This window comes from Demequina aurantiaca (genome assembly GCF_050598105.1).
Classification (GTDB): Bacteria; Actinomycetota; Actinomycetes; order Actinomycetales; family Demequinaceae; genus Demequina; species Demequina aurantiaca_A.
In genome coordinates this window covers 679,949-693,016 of sequence record NZ_CP192436.1, presented here as the reverse complement: position 1 = coordinate 693,016, position 13,068 = coordinate 679,949, and the positions used below count along the sequence as shown (strand labels likewise).

Annotated in this window: 14 protein-coding genes and 1 tRNA gene; 4 read left to right on the top strand and 11 right to left on the bottom strand. The window is 66.9% G+C overall.

The window, feature by feature from the left end; genetic code table 11:
- Positions 1-272: 272 nt before the first annotated feature.
- On the top strand, positions 273-1,193 hold the full coding sequence (locus ACQU6B_RS03080; protein WP_430868580.1) for a DUF559 domain-containing protein: 921 nt from the start codon (positions 273-275) through the stop codon (positions 1,191-1,193).
- Positions 1,194-1,283: 90 nt separating this feature from the next.
- Here the strand turns inward: ACQU6B_RS03080 and thrB are convergent, their stop codons facing one another.
- The 5 genes from thrB to ACQU6B_RS03055 all read right to left on the bottom strand — a co-directional run bounded on the left by thrB (position 1,284) and on the right by ACQU6B_RS03055 (position 5,222).
- Positions 1,284-2,210: a homoserine kinase gene (gene thrB / locus ACQU6B_RS03075; RefSeq protein WP_430868579.1), complete on the bottom strand. Its 927-nt coding sequence runs from the start codon at positions 2,208-2,210 to the stop codon at positions 1,284-1,286.
- 2 nt (positions 2,211-2,212) lie between these two features.
- Positions 2,213-3,271 carry a threonine synthase gene (gene thrC, locus ACQU6B_RS03070; RefSeq protein ID WP_430868578.1) on the bottom strand — a complete coding sequence of 353 codons (1,059 nt, stop codon included), beginning with the start codon at positions 3,269-3,271 and terminating at the stop codon, positions 2,213-2,215.
- A complete protein-coding gene (locus ACQU6B_RS03065) occupies positions 3,271-4,563 on the bottom strand; it encodes a homoserine dehydrogenase (RefSeq protein ID WP_430868577.1) in 1,293 nt (430 codons plus the stop codon). The genes thrC and ACQU6B_RS03065 overlap by 1 nt, the downstream gene beginning before the upstream one ends.
- A 148-nt stretch (positions 4,564-4,711) precedes the next feature.
- Positions 4,712-4,933: a hypothetical protein gene (locus ACQU6B_RS03060; protein WP_430868576.1), complete on the bottom strand. Its 222-nt coding sequence runs from the start codon at positions 4,931-4,933 to the stop codon at positions 4,712-4,714.
- Between the two features lie 94 nt (positions 4,934-5,027).
- Complete coding sequence (locus tag ACQU6B_RS03055; RefSeq protein ID WP_430868575.1) at positions 5,028-5,222, bottom strand: hypothetical protein; 195 nt, start codon at positions 5,220-5,222, stop codon at positions 5,028-5,030.
- Between the two features lie 170 nt (positions 5,223-5,392).
- Between ACQU6B_RS03055 and ACQU6B_RS03050 the strand changes: the two genes are divergently transcribed.
- The gene (locus ACQU6B_RS03050) at positions 5,393-5,944 is read left to right on the top strand and encodes a hypothetical protein (RefSeq protein ID WP_430868574.1); all 552 of its coding nucleotides are present in this window, start codon (positions 5,393-5,395) and stop codon (positions 5,942-5,944) included.
- Between the two features lie 117 nt (positions 5,945-6,061).
- On the opposite strand, the gene lysA is transcribed toward ACQU6B_RS03050, so the two are convergent.
- The 5 genes from lysA to ACQU6B_RS03025 all read right to left on the bottom strand — a co-directional run bounded on the left by lysA (position 6,062) and on the right by ACQU6B_RS03025 (position 10,761).
- A complete protein-coding gene (gene lysA / locus ACQU6B_RS03045; protein ID WP_430868573.1) occupies positions 6,062-7,399 on the bottom strand; it encodes a diaminopimelate decarboxylase in 1,338 nt (445 codons plus the stop codon).
- Positions 7,400-7,401: 2 nt separating this feature from the next.
- Entirely contained in the window at positions 7,402-9,075 is a 1,674-nt protein-coding gene (gene argS / locus ACQU6B_RS03040; protein ID WP_430868572.1) for an arginine--tRNA ligase, read from the bottom strand.
- Between the two features lie 35 nt (positions 9,076-9,110).
- Positions 9,111-9,488 carry an MmcQ/YjbR family DNA-binding protein gene (locus tag ACQU6B_RS03035; protein WP_430868571.1) on the bottom strand — a complete coding sequence of 126 codons (378 nt, stop codon included), beginning with the start codon at positions 9,486-9,488 and terminating at the stop codon, positions 9,111-9,113.
- 53 nt (positions 9,489-9,541) lie between these two features.
- Positions 9,542-10,300 (bottom strand): MBL fold metallo-hydrolase, encoded by a 759-nt coding sequence (locus tag ACQU6B_RS03030; RefSeq protein ID WP_430868570.1) that lies wholly within the window; start codon positions 10,298-10,300, stop codon positions 9,542-9,544.
- A 62-nt stretch (positions 10,301-10,362) separates the two neighbouring features.
- Positions 10,363-10,761 (bottom strand): hypothetical protein, encoded by a 399-nt coding sequence (locus ACQU6B_RS03025; protein WP_430868569.1) that lies wholly within the window; start codon positions 10,759-10,761, stop codon positions 10,363-10,365.
- Positions 10,762-10,902: 141 nt separating this feature from the next.
- Here ACQU6B_RS03025 and ACQU6B_RS03020 point away from each other — a divergent pair.
- Positions 10,903-10,975: transfer RNA gene (locus ACQU6B_RS03020), tRNA-Arg, on the top strand.
- A 55-nt stretch (positions 10,976-11,030) separates the two neighbouring features.
- On the opposite strand, the gene ACQU6B_RS03015 is transcribed toward ACQU6B_RS03020, so the two are convergent.
- The gene (locus ACQU6B_RS03015) at positions 11,031-11,900 is read right to left on the bottom strand and encodes an aldo/keto reductase (protein WP_430868568.1); all 870 of its coding nucleotides are present in this window, start codon (positions 11,898-11,900) and stop codon (positions 11,031-11,033) included.
- 155 nt (positions 11,901-12,055) lie between these two features.
- On the opposite strand from ACQU6B_RS03015, the gene ACQU6B_RS03010 reads away from it, so the two are divergent.
- Positions 12,056-13,030 (top strand): patatin-like phospholipase family protein, encoded by a 975-nt coding sequence (locus ACQU6B_RS03010; RefSeq protein ID WP_430868567.1) that lies wholly within the window; start codon positions 12,056-12,058, stop codon positions 13,028-13,030.
- Positions 13,031-13,068 lie beyond the last annotated feature (38 nt).

Here is a 13,068-nt window from a genome sequence, read left to right as displayed (position 1 = left end):
AGCGCGGCTCTCCGGCTTGCCTCCCCTGCTGCCCTGCGCCGCTCGGGCGCTCAGCCCCTCCGGCCCTCTGTCCCCTAGTCCCCTAGCCCCCTCACCCCTCCGGCCCCTCGCCCACCGTGGATTCATTTGGTGGCTGATTATGGGGTAGGACAGCACCATGCGTTCACGCGGTGGTTGATCAGCGGTGGGCTAGGAGGGGAAGTGCCGGCCCTCCTGTCCACAGATCGCGCCGGGACGCGGTGTGAAGCACCGCGGTCAGTTATCAAAGGCGTATGGCCAACACGACCGCGCGCGACCGACTTCGCGACCTTCTCGCGATGGACGCCCGCTCCTACTCAGGCCGGGAACTCACCCGGGAGGCAAGCCGCCAGGCGATGCGCACCGCGCTTCGCAAAGGCGAGCTAGTACGCCTCCTACCTAATGTTTTCGTCTCAGCGGTGCATTCCGACTCGTTCGCCGCGCGCGCACATGCCGCCCGTCGATGGGCTGGCAGTCGGGCATCCGTCGCGGGCGCTGCTGCACTTTTCGCGTGGGGAGGGCTCGCGGAACCTCCGCACGAGGTCCACATTGTGGTGCCTCACGGAACTGGATTGCGTCCACCCCCTTGGGTGCGGCTCTCGCGGGCCTCATACCCGTACCTCACTGCGCAGTGGAGGGACGGCACGCTCATGACCCCCGAGTTCGCGCTCCTCCAGGCCTTCGGGCTGCTCCCCCACCACCAACGCGATGCGGTGCTCTACTCGTGCATCAACAAGCGCATCGTCGACCCTGCCGCGTTGGTGGATGCGCTTCGTACGACGCCCCGCGTCCGAGATCGCCGGCGCCTCGAGGCCACCACCAACGCGGCGTTACTCGGCGCGGAGAGCTTCCTTGAACAGAACGCCGCAGATGTCGCCTTCGCCTGCCCACCGCTCAAGGACCTCCTACGCCAACATCGACTGCGCGTGGGCACCGATCGGTTCAGATGCGATTTCTATCACGCGCAAACGCGGACCGCGATCGAGTTAGACGGCGCCGCGTATCACAGTGAATTGGGCGCTCGCGAGGCCGACATCCGCCGCGACGCCAAACTGGCGTCGATTGGCGTTCTTACCGTGCGGTTCGGGTACAAGGACATCGTGAGTCGGCCGCTGTGGTGCCGCGAGATCCTCGTCGGGATACTCGAGAATCGGGGCGGAGCGACCCCTGCGTGAACGCAACAACGTGCGCGAACGCACAATCAACCGTGACGTGAACCTAGCGGGCATGGGAGGAGGGCCGGCGCCCGCGCTCGGACTGGTGCTCTACACGCGCCGCGTGGTCGCGCCCGGCACGCTTTCGGTCGTGTGCACCACGCGCCAGTTCTCGCCGCCCATGCCTACCGCCCATTTGGCGTCGCCCGTGGTCAGGAACGAGTCCGACAGCGACTCCCCCATCACCAATACGGATGGGCCGGCCCCGGAGATCACAGCGGCGAGCCCCTGATCGCGCAGGTACCGCATCATCGTCATCGCGGACGCCATGATGTCCGCGCGGTAGTGCTGGTGGAGCTTGTCTTCGGTCGCGGCGAAGAGATCCTCAGGCCTGCGGGCCAGCGCGTTCACGAGCAGCGCGGCGCGCCCCACGTTGAACGCTGCGTGCGTGTGCGGAATCTGTGCGGGAAGAACCGATCGCGCCTGCTTGGTGGGCAGCACGGACTCAGGGATGAGCACGGCAGTTTCTATCCCGGGAGCAATCGCTAGTTGCGAAGCGTGGGCGCCGTTCTCGTCCTGCCACGCGACGGTCGCGCCGCCGTAGATCGCGGGAGCGGCGTTGTCTGGGTGGCCCTCAAACCGCGTGGCGAGGTCTAGCGCGATCTCGCCCGACAGCGCTTCGGGTTCCGCGATGAGCCCTCGCGCGGCGGAGATGCCTGCCACCACAGCGGCTGCTGACGACCCGAGTCCACGCCCGTGGGGAATCCGGTTGGTCGCCTTGATGTGCAGGCCCATCTGCGGGGCGTTGACGTGGTCGATCGCCGCGCGCAGCGCCTGCACCAGGAGGTGCGACTCGTCCCGCGGAAGGGTGTCAGCACCCTCGCCGTCGATCTCGATGATCACCTTATTGCTTCCCAGGGCGCGCACCTCGACCTCGTCGACAACGCCCAGCGCCAGTCCGAGCGCGTCGAAGCCTGGCCCCAGGTTGCCCGCGGTGGCCGGAACGGTGACCACGACGTGGTCGGAACCCAACCGCATGGCTAAAGTCCCAGCGCCTGCGCGGCGGCCGCGACGTCGACCGGAATCACCTCGGGGTCTACCTCTCTGCCGCCCAGTGCCGTGGCGGTGTCCTTCAATCCATTGCCCGTCACGGTGCAGGTGATGGTCGCGCCCTTGGGCACTTCCCCTGCGGCCGATGCGGCGAGAAGGCCCGCGATGGGCGCCGCCGAGGCGGGTTCCACGAACACGCCAACGTCCGCAGCAAGCATCGCCTGCGCACGCAAGATGGCGTCGTCCGATACGGCGCGAATCCATCCACCCGACTCGTCACGAGCCGCGATTGCGAGGTCCCACGAGGCTGGCTTGCCGATCCGGATCGCGGTCGCGATGGTCTCGGGGTCCTTGATGGGGTGGCCCTGCACGAACGGCGCGGAGCCCTCCGCCTGGAGGCCCCAAATCTTGGGTCGCTTGGTCGCGAGACCCGCGTCGGCATACTCGTTGAAGCCCATCCAGTAGGCAGAGATGTTTCCGGCATTACCCACCGGAAGCATGTGAATGTCCGGGGCGTCTCCCAGCTGATCCACAATCTCGAACGCCGCGGTCTTCTGTCCCTGCAGCCGGTACGGGTTCACCGAGTTGACCAGCGCCACCGGGTAGTCCTCGCTGAGCGCGCGCACGATGTCAAGGCACTCGTCAAAGTTGCCGTCGACCTGCACGAGTTTCGCGCCGTGGACAATCGCCTGCGCCATCTTGCCCGCCGCGATCTTGCCCTGGGGAATCATGACGACGCACTTCAGGCCCGCGTGGGCCGCGTACGCAGCGGCCGATGCACTGGTGTTCCCCGTCGACGCGCAGACCACCGTGTGGTCGCCGTCCTTGACCACCTGGGTGATGGCGGACGTCATGCCGCGGTCCTTGAAGGAGCCCGTGGGGTTCATGCCCTCGTACTTCACGAAGACCTCGGCGCCCACCATGCTCGAGATGGTCGCAGCGTGAATCAGCGGCGTGCCTCCCTCGCCAAGCGAGACGATCCGATCATCGGCGTCGAAGGGCATTCGGTCCATGTACTCACGGATGATTCCGGTCCAGACGTGCGCCATTACTCTCCCTCAATTCGAAGCACCGAGAGCACGGCGTTAACCGCATCCGCCCGGCGCAAGTCCGACACTGTCTGCTCGAGGTCCCGTTCGGGCGCCCGATGCGTCGAGATCACTAGTTCCGCCGTGCCGCCGCTACCGGGGCTCTGGCGCACGGTCTCGATGGAGATCTCCTTGCCAGCGAGAATGGCCGATACCGCCGACAGCACGCCCGGCCGGTCGGCGACATTGAGCCGAATCTGGAAGCGGGTGCTCGCCGCTGAGATGGGTAGCACGGGCAGATCCGCGTAGTTCGACTCGCGCGGTCCCTTGCCGCCGCCGGCAATGTGCCTTGCGACGGAGACGACGTCGCCCATGACGGCCGATGCCGTGGGGCCCCCGCCCGCTCCCTGGCCATAGAACATGAGCTCGCCTGCGGACTCCGCTTCTATGAACACAGCGTTGAAGGCACCGCGCACCCCCGCGAGCGGGTGGCTCAGCGGAACGAGTGCGGGGTGGACGCGGACGGCGACACCCTCGTCGGTACGCTCCGCGATCGCGAGCAGCTTGATCACGTGGCCGGACTCCGTCGCGGCGGCGACGTCATCTGCCGTCACCGAGCTGATTCCCTCGCAGAACACGTCGTCGAGCGATACCCGCTGGTGAAACGCGAGAGACGCGAGAATCGCAGCTTTGGCCGCGGCATCGTGTCCCTCTACGTCGGCCGTCGGGTCTGCCTCGGCGTAGCCCAAGCGCTGGGCCTCCGCCACGACCTCGTCGTACGGCAGTCCCTTGGTCGTCATCTCGTCGAGCACGTAGTTGGTCGTGCCATTGACGATGCCGAGGATGCGCTGGATACGGTCGCCCGCGAGCGACTCGCGCACCGGTCGCACCAACGGGATGGCCCCCGCGACGGCGGCCTCAAAGTAGAGGTCCGCGTTGGCCGCGTCGGCAGCCTCGTACAACTCAGCGCCCTTGAGCGCCAGCAACGCCTTATTTGCCGTCACGACGGATTTGCCCGCGTTCAGCGCGTCGACGATGGCCGTGCGCGCCGGCTCGATCCCGCCCATGAGCTCGACCACTACATGGGAGTCAGCGATGAGCGCATCCAGATCAGATGTCAGCAACTCGCGAGGCACCACGGCGTCGCGGGGAACCGCGGTGTCGCGCACGTAGATGCCGCTGATGTGGACCGGCGCCCCGACGCGGGCCGCCATGTCGTCGGCTTGCTCATTGAGCAAACGCACCACTTGGGTGCCCACGGTTCCGCATCCGAGGATGGCGATTTTTACTGGGTCTGGAGTCAGTTGAGGCACTGCTACACCCTAGCGGTTATAGGGAGAAAGGGGTGTGTCGCTCCATTGCATAGAAAAGCCCACGACCCCGGCGTGCTGAGGGATACACCGGGGCCGTGGGGGTCTTGCGTGAGGACGGGGCGTCATCGCCCGGCCGTCACAAATCTAATTAGTTGCCGGAGGGCATCGCGGGCGGGATGCTCTGGACTTCGCTCGCCAGAGTCGAGTCCTCGTGGCCCTCGGAGGCACCCTCGCGGTTGCCAATGACGTTCTCGCCATCTAGCAACGAGTGACCCTTGACTTCGCGATCATGTTCGACTTCCTCGGCAATCTCGTGAAGCGCCGCAGTCTTCTCGTGCTCGCTTGCGTTGCTCTGCTCCGAAGTGCTCATGAAAACCAATCCTCTCAATGAGTAAAGTTTGCCGTCTACTGAGTAGAACGAACCAGTTAGAAAAAGATTCCCGACAATCTTTAGTCGAGTATTGCTAGATGCCGGGGGGCCGGATAGGGGTGGTGCTACGGATCTGCCTAGCAAGCGCCCGATCATGCTCGAGTTCGATGGGATTCTCCGTGCCTTCAAACGACTCCTCTGCCGAGGCGTCGTCGTCGGAACTTCTAGGAGACTCCGTTGCCTCGCTAGTGTCGGATTCCTTCTTGTCGTGGTGCTTGAAAATCGACATGGAGAACCGCCTTTCAGGTGCGTTCGGTCGAGCCTCGACCGCGTACTTTTAATATAGGTGATGCGGCGTCAAATCGGGATGGGGTAGCGAAAAATGGGGAGAACTCCCCTACCCAACGGGAGTCGCCGTGGCACCAGGCCCCGGCTGGTCGCGTCACATACGCTGGAGCAATGAATCACCCGACCCGCATCCTGATGGTCTGCACCGGCAACATCTGCCGGTCCCCCACCATGCACTACCTCGCCGCGCAGGAGTGGGGTTCAGCCGCGCTCGTGACGTCAGCGGGAACACATGCTGAGACCGGAATGGACGTTCCGACGCCAATGCGGCGCTCTGCGTCCGCCGCGGGCCTGACCATTCCGTCGCATCGGCCCACGCAGCTCAACGCCGAATTGATCGACCAGTCGGACCTGGTCTTGGTGGCGACTCAGTCGCACCTGACCTGGATTGCGGACGAGCTCGGGCGCGTCCCCAGTCACGTGTTCGGGTTCAAGCAGGCGACAGACCTGGCCCTGCGAGCGGCTCGGCCGCCGGGTGATTCCCCGGCCGAGCGACTCGCGAGCGCCGCGGCGACCTTGCGCACGCAGAACGACATCGCGCCGGCCCCGCTGCGCAGTCTCGACGACCCGTGGTCCCGGGACCAGGCCACCTACGACCGGGTCTACGGGGAAATCTCCGACGGGATCAGCATCCTCACGTCGTGGGCGGGATTGCGCGACTAAAAACGCACGCCAACCCCCTTGGCCGACGCGGTCAACTCCGCCGTTTGGGCCAGCCTCACCCGAACGCAAAAAGCCCGCCATCCCCTCTCCGGGTTGGCGGGCTCGGTGCATTCGGAGTCAGTCAGGCGCGACGTCCAGGGCGAGTAGATCGGCAATAGTGTCGCGACGTACGAGGACACGGGAGACCCCGTCCTTCACGGACACGACCGCGGGCCGCAGCGCAGCGTTGTAGTTGTTAGCCATCGAGCGTCCGTACGCGCCGGTCGCCGGGACCGCGAGCAGGTCGCCACGAGCGATGTCGTGGGGCAGGCCGACGTCCCTGACGACGATGTCTCCCGACTCGCAGTGCTTGCCCACGACGCGGCTCTGCGCGGGTTCGGCGTCGGATAGCCGCGAGGCGATGGTGGCGGTGTAGTCCGCCTGGTAGGTAATGGTGCGCATGTTGTCGCTCATGCCGCCGTCGACCGCCACGTACTGACGCCCGCCGCCGTCCTCGAGTTGAACCTGCTTCACCACGCCTACCGTGTAAAGGGTCATGCCCGCGGGCCCGGCTATGGCACGACCCGGCTCGATGCTGAAGCGTGGCCACGAGCCACCCACCTTGGCGACGGCCGCCTCCACCGCATCGGCAATCCCGTAGGCGGCCTCCCGAGTCGGCAACGCCTCCGCGTTCTCCGTGTACGCGATCGCGTAGCCGCCGCCCAGGTCAACCTCCGGAAACTCCGTCCCGGTGTCCGCGGCGAACGCGCCGCGAAGCCCCAGCATGCGCTCGGCGCTCTCCTGGAAAGCGGCGAGCGACAGGATCTGACTCCCGATGTGGGTGTGGATTCCCAGCAGGTTCAGGTTGGCCGCGTCGTGGCAAGCGATCAGGGCCTCGTACGCCGCGCCGGTAGCCAGGGATAGCCCAAACTTCTGGTCCTCGTGGCTGGTGGCGATGTATTCGTGACCGCCGGCGTGTACGCCCGTGGTGACCCGTACCATCACCGGCGCGACCACGGACAGCTCGCCCGCGAGAGCGTCGAGCACCGCGATCTCGGTGAAGGAGTCGACGATGATCCGCCCCACGCCCACCTCGAGGGCCCGACGCAGTTCGGCGTCAGACTTGTTGTTGCCGTGGAGCCCGATGTGCGCGGGGCTCACCCCGCCGCGCAGCGCGATCTCCAGTTCGCCCAGGGAGGCGACGTCAACGCACAGGTCCTCCTCGCGCATCCAATGGGCAACCTGAGAGCTCAGGAACGCCTTGCTGGCGTAGTACACGTCGACCTTGGCGCCCTTGCGCCCGAAGGCCGCGGCGAAGTGGTCGCGAAAGGCCGCGGCACGCGCGCGCATGTCCGCCTCGTCCACCACATAGAGGGGCGTCCCGTACTCGGCCGCGAGGGTGCGCACATCGACGCCGCCCACGGAGATTGCGCCGTCGCGGGACCGCTCTACCGAAGCTGACCAAATGCCCGACATGACTACATCCTTTCCGGTGCGCTCACACCCAGCAGGTGCAATCCGTTGCGCAGTACTTGGCCGGTGGCGTCGTTGAGCCAGAGGCGCGTGTGGTGGAGGTCGGTGACCTCCTCGTCCCCCAGGGGGGTGACACGGGTGCGGTCATACCAACCGTGGAATGCGGCCGCGACGTCCTCAAGGTAGCGGGCGACGCGGTGCTGCTCACGGAACTCCACCGCCTGCGTCACGATCCGCGGGAACTCGCCCAGGATGCCCAGCAGCTTGGCCTCGGCCTCGTGGGTCAGCAGGTCCGGGTTGAAGGCCTTGCGCCGTTCGATGCCGTACTCGGCCGCGTTTCGCGCCACTCCCGCGGTGCGGGCGTGCGCGTACTGCACGTAGAACACGGGGTTGGCGTTCGACTTGGAGGCCAGCAGGTCCAGGTCGATGTCGATCATCGAGTCGGCGCTCGAGCGGGCCAGGGCGTAACGCGCGGCGTCCACCCCGACTACGTCGACCAGGTCCTCCATGGTCACCACCGTGCCCGCACGCTTGGACATCCGTACGGGGGTGCCGTCCTTCACCAAGTTCACCATCTGACCGATGATGACTTCGACGGACTCGGCGTCGTCGCCAAACGCGGCCGCGGCCGCCTTGAGGCGCGCGATGTAGCCGTGGTGGTCCGCCCCCAGCAGGTAGATGCAGAGGTCAGCGCCGCGGTGCCGCTTGTCGCTGAAGTACGCGAGGTCGCCCGCGATGTACGCCGGCTGGCCGTCAGACTTGATGACCACGCGGTCCTTGTCGTCGCCATAGTCGGTGGACCGCAGCCACCACGCCCCGTCCGCCTCGTAGAGCGCGCCGGTGGTCTTCAGGTGCGCGAGGGCCTTGTCCACCGCGCCGGACTTGTGTAGCGAATCCTCGTGGAAGTAGACGTCGAAGTCGACGCCAAAGTCGTGAAGCGACTGCTTGATCTGCGCGAACATGAGCTTCACGCCGCGATCGCGGAAGAACTCCTGCGCCTGGGCGCGGGGCAACTCGAGCGGGTCCTGGTCCTGCGCGGCCACGGCCTCAACCATGACCTCGTTCGCGATGTCCTGGATGTACTGCCCGGCGTAGCCGTTCTCCGGAGTCTCCTCGCCGAGCACCACCGCGAGCAGCGACTTGGCGAAGTTGTCGATCTGGCCGCCGTGGTCATTGAAGTAGTACTCCCGCACCACATCGGCGCCGTGGAACTCGAGCAGGCGCGCGAGCGAGTCGCCGACGGCGGCCCAGCGCGTGCCTCCCAAGTGGATGGGTCCGGTGGGGTTCGCGGAGACGAACTCGATGTTGACGGTCGTGGCGGTCAGCGACTCGCCGCGGCCGTAGTCCTTGCCGTACTCCACGATGCCCTTGGCGAGTTCCCCAGCGGCGCCGGCGGCCAGACGGATGTTGATGAACCCGGGGCCCGCGACCTCGGCGGATTCGATTCCGTCCGCGTCTACCAGGCGTTCAACAAGCGTCGCGGCGAATTCGCGCGGGTTGGTTCCCGCCGTCTTGGCCAGCTGCATCGCGATGTTGGTCGACCAATCACCATGGTCGCGTTGGCGCGGACGATCCACCCGCACCTCGGGCACGTCGAATGGCGACAGCTGGAAGTCGGAGTCGTCGATACCGCTGAGCAGCGCGTCGCGAATGGTCTGAGAAAGTTCTTCTGGAGTCACCCCCTCAGTCTATCGGCGCTGCGCAGCCGCCGCGCTCAGCCAAGTTGGGCCTGGACACGCTTGGGCAGCGACGCGCGGACGATCGCGTAGGCGGATTTCAGCGCCTCCTCGACCAACTCCCGCGGCACTGAACCGTCCTCGATGCGCACCGAGATCCACAGCCGCTTATTCGCGTAGTACCCGGGTGTCACCGCCTCGTACTCCTGGACGAGGGCGGCGTTGTCGTCGGGGTCCCCTTTGAGAGTCAGGATGCGCTGCCCCTGGGGGTCGCTACCCACCCGCCCAAAGTGCTTACCCGCGACCTGAAGCGTCTGCGAGCCCCACTCCGGATACGCGATCACCTCCGCTCCGGGCAGCTCACTCACTAACGCCGCAATCCACGGCTCCACTGGCCCCAGCTGATCTTCTGTCATCACCTCACCATAGGCGCCGGGGCCGACAAGAGCGGGGCCGGCGACAGCACCGCCTAGGGAACCAGGAGCTGCTGTCCTCTTTGCGCCATGGCCAGGCGCGAGACGGGTGCGAAGCGAACCCACTGTGCGAGGAAGGCCTCACGCGGCTGGGTGAAGTGCGCCCAGTCGTCGATGTGCACGGGCACGATGCTGGCGTCCGGCCACAGCGCGGCCACCTGGGCGGCGCGCTCGGCATCCAGGGTCAGCAGCACGTCGCCGATGCTCGGTGCCTTCGCCCCGCCCGCGAACAGCACCGCCACCGCTACGTCGGGGAACTTCTCTGCCACCTGCGCCGCCTTCTCGACCGAGGCGTTGTCGCCGGAGACGTAGACCGTGGGCCAGTCCTCGGCCTCGAGCACAAAGCCCGTCACCTGACCGGCGAGGTGCTTGACCGCGCTCGAACCGTGCCTGGCCGCCACGGCGGTGATGGTGACCACCGCATCGGCGCCCTCGACGGTCACCGACTCCCACCTGGCCATCCCGCGCGCGTTCTTCACCCGTTCGCCCCCCTCTGGAGTGGTGAGGACGAGTCCCGCGTCCGCGAGCGCCGCGCGGCCGGAAACGTCCAGGTTGTCCTCGTGCTCGTCGTGCGAAAGCAGCACGACGTCCACACTGCCGATGCCGTCGCGAGGGACAGCGGGTCCGGTGAGCTTGGTGAGGTTTCCGCTTGGGCCGGGCTGGTCGAAGGTGGGGTCAGTGAGGAAGCGCAGGCCCGCGTAGTCGAACACGACGGTGGGCCCGCCGACCAGGGTCAAGGAGATGTGGTGAGTCATGCTCCCATCGTGCCAGGCCCCGCCGCTCTCGCGCCTGCGGCACAATCCCGCGCCGGGCTCGCCTAGTTGTCCTCGGATTCGGGCGCGATGCGCGCGAGCGGGTGGTCGCACCTCACCGGCTGCGACTCCTCGCATTCGCCGACCCAGACCTCGATGTGGTCCCCCACAGCGAGGTTGTTCGGATCCGCGGCGAGGCCGTCGGGATCCTCGAGGCCGCCCGCGGTAGACAGGTCGAACGTCGTCTTGTCGAAGTACTCGTAGCCCTGGTCCGCTGTGAAGCCCACCGCCACCGTGGTGGCGTCCTTTGACACTGACGTGACGACGCCGATCGCGTCCGGCGGCTCCTGGCTGCGTACATCGTCGCCACCGTCACCCGACTGACCCACGCACGCCGTGACCAAGATGAGGCTCGGGATGATCGCTAGCGCCCAGGCTGCCCGCCGTTTTCGCTTGATTGCCATACTCGTTCAACGAGCGATGGGGGCAAAGGGTTTCTACCTAAAGTCGCCAATCCGAGCCGCCGGGCCGGCGCCCGCGCGCAGCGGCGCTCGGGACCTCGCGCCACCCTGGTATTCTCGACTGTCGCGGCATCACCGCGTCACGCCCTCGTAGCTCAGCGGATAGAGCACCGGTTTCCGGTACCGAAGGTCGCAGGTTCGACTCCTGTCGAGGGCACTCTCACCGTTTCACCCCCAACTCGCCGAGCAAATCCCCGGCCGGCGACTTGTTCCTAGCGCCCCAGCACCGCGCTCAGCTCGCGGATCTCGCCCGCGCTGAGTTCCAGCTCCGGAGCCTTCGCCGAATCCTGAATCGACTGAGGCCGCGACGCTCCGGGAATCGGGATCACGACGGGCGACAGCGCCAAGTGCCACGCAATGGTCACCTGCTGCGGGCTCGCGCCGTGGGACCGGCCGATCCGCGCGAACACCTCGTGCTTCTGACCCAGCCGCGCCGCGTTGCGGATCCCGCCGAGCGGGCTCCACGGCAGAAAGGCGATACCCATGTCCTCGCAGAGCTCAAGTTCCGAATAACTCGACACGAAGGCTGGCGAGAACTGGTTCTGGACGGACACCAGCCTGCCTCCCAGCACCTTGTCCGCAAGGCGGATCTGGTCGCAGTTCGCGTTCGAGACACCCGCCATCTGAATGACGCCCTCGTCGAGCAGCTCCGCGAGCGCCCCGATGGAGTCCTCGTACGGCACCGATGGGTCCGGGCGGTGGAACTGGTGCAGGCCGATGGCTTCGACGCCCAGTCGCGCCGCGGACGCCTTGACCGCGTGCTTGAGGTAGTCCGGACGCCCGTTCAGGGTCCAGGACCCGTCGCCGGGACGTAGGTGCCCGGACTTGGTCGCCACCAGCACCTCGGACGCATCGCCCTCGTACTGCCGCAGCGCCTTGGCTATCAGTGTCTCGTTGTGGCCCACGTCGGTCGCATCGCGGTGGTAGGCATCCGCAGTATCGATGAGGGTGACGCCCGCGTCGAGCGCGGCGTGGATGGTAGCCAGCGCCTGGTCCTGGTCTGGACGGCCCTCGATCGACAGCGGCATCCCGCCTAACCCCACCGCGCTCACGGTGACCTTGCCGATGCTGCGCTGCTCCATGCGTTTCCTCCGTGTGCGGGGGTGGACGCGGGGGTCTTTCGCCTCAGCCCGCGGGCTTCCGGCAAGACTACGACGCATCCCCGTCATGTGCGAGTGGACGTGCTCATACCGCGCATACGTCGCATTTCTCCCTCCGTGTCTCTACGATGTGAAACATGATCAGGCACGACGACCTCCGCTACGAACCGCACCTCGCCCTCGCGCTGGGCGGCGGGGGCGCCCTGGGCGCCGCGCACGTTGGCGTGCTGCAGGTACTTCACGAGCGCGGCATCACGCCCTCGATCGTGGTCGGCACGTCGATAGGCGCCGTGATCGGAGCCGCGTACGCCTCGGAGCTCGACCCCTACGAGCTCGAGCGGCTCGTGCTGGACGCCGAATGGGGCAACTTCGGAACGTTTTCGATGGCCCCGAGCCTCGGCCTGCTCAACACCGAGGGCCTGCGGGCGAGCATCGAGTCCGTGATCGACGAGGAACTCATCGAGAACCTGCCCATCCGCTTTGGCGCGGTGGCCTCCAACCTCGCAGAAGGCCGGTCGGTGCTGCTCGACCACGGACCGCTGTACCCAGCAGTGGCCGCCTCGATCTCGGTGCCGGGCATCTTCGCGCCGTCCAAACTCGATGGCCACCTGCTGCTGGACGGCGGGATCTACGAGAACCTACCGCTCGAGGCCGCGTTCGAGATGGGCGCGCGCCACGTCATCGGGGTGCGGCTAGCCCCCGAATGGGACGGCCCGGGGACCCAACGCTCGTCTGTCAAGGTTCACGAGCTCGAGATCCGGTCGGACGTCACCCTTGTCAGCCCCAGACTCCAGCACCGCTCGCAGTGGGTAAAGAAGGACATCCCCGGCCTGATCCGTGACGGCCGTGAGGCCGCTGGCCGCGCGCTGAGGGACTACGCCGTCGTCAACCCGCGTCCGACCGACCCGCACCCAACCGACCCACGGCCCGCCGCTGTGGTCTCGCAAGAAACCGCCGCGTCAGATTCCCCAGCGCCGGAAGCCGCAGCCACAATCCCGCCTCTACCCCCGTCATCGCCCACGGGCGTCGAGGGCACCGGCACGGCCAAGCCGGACGATGCCGCGGAACCTGCTCCGGACAGCGGGCTTGCCGCGTTCTTCCGCAAGCGTTAGGGAGCGCCTCGCCCCGCGCTGGATTGCCGGCGTTCCCG

What these genes read in the sequence shown, in the direction of transcription:
- ACQU6B_RS03025 (WP_430868569.1), bottom strand. Translation starts at nt 10,761, where the DNA reads ATGGCAATCAAGCGAAAACGGCGGGCAGCCTGGGCGCTAGCGATCATC.
- ACQU6B_RS03015 (WP_430868568.1), bottom strand. Translation starts at nt 11,900, where the DNA reads ATGGAGCAGCGCAGCATCGGCAAGGTCACCGTGAGCGCGGTGGGGTTA.
- ACQU6B_RS03050 (WP_430868574.1), top strand. Translation starts at nt 5,393, where the DNA reads ATGAATCACCCGACCCGCATCCTGATGGTCTGCACCGGCAACATCTGC.
- ACQU6B_RS03010 (WP_430868567.1), top strand. Translation starts at nt 12,056, where the DNA reads ATGATCAGGCACGACGACCTCCGCTACGAACCGCACCTCGCCCTCGCG.
- lysA (WP_430868573.1), bottom strand. Translation starts at nt 7,399, where the DNA reads ATGTCGGGCATTTGGTCAGCTTCGGTAGAGCGGTCCCGCGACGGCGCA.
- ACQU6B_RS03060 (WP_430868576.1), bottom strand. Translation starts at nt 4,933, where the DNA reads ATGAGCACTTCGGAGCAGAGCAACGCAAGCGAGCACGAGAAGACTGCG.
- thrC (WP_430868578.1), bottom strand. Translation starts at nt 3,271, where the DNA reads ATGGCGCACGTCTGGACCGGAATCATCCGTGAGTACATGGACCGAATG.
- ACQU6B_RS03055 (WP_430868575.1), bottom strand. Translation starts at nt 5,222, where the DNA reads ATGTCGATTTTCAAGCACCACGACAAGAAGGAATCCGACACTAGCGAG.
- thrB (WP_430868579.1), bottom strand. Translation starts at nt 2,210, where the DNA reads ATGCGGTTGGGTTCCGACCACGTCGTGGTCACCGTTCCGGCCACCGCG.
- ACQU6B_RS03080 (WP_430868580.1), top strand. Translation starts at nt 273, where the DNA reads ATGGCCAACACGACCGCGCGCGACCGACTTCGCGACCTTCTCGCGATG.
- ACQU6B_RS03030 (WP_430868570.1), bottom strand. Translation starts at nt 10,300, where the DNA reads ATGACTCACCACATCTCCTTGACCCTGGTCGGCGGGCCCACCGTCGTG.
- ACQU6B_RS03035 (WP_430868571.1), bottom strand. Translation starts at nt 9,488, where the DNA reads ATGACAGAAGATCAGCTGGGGCCAGTGGAGCCGTGGATTGCGGCGTTA.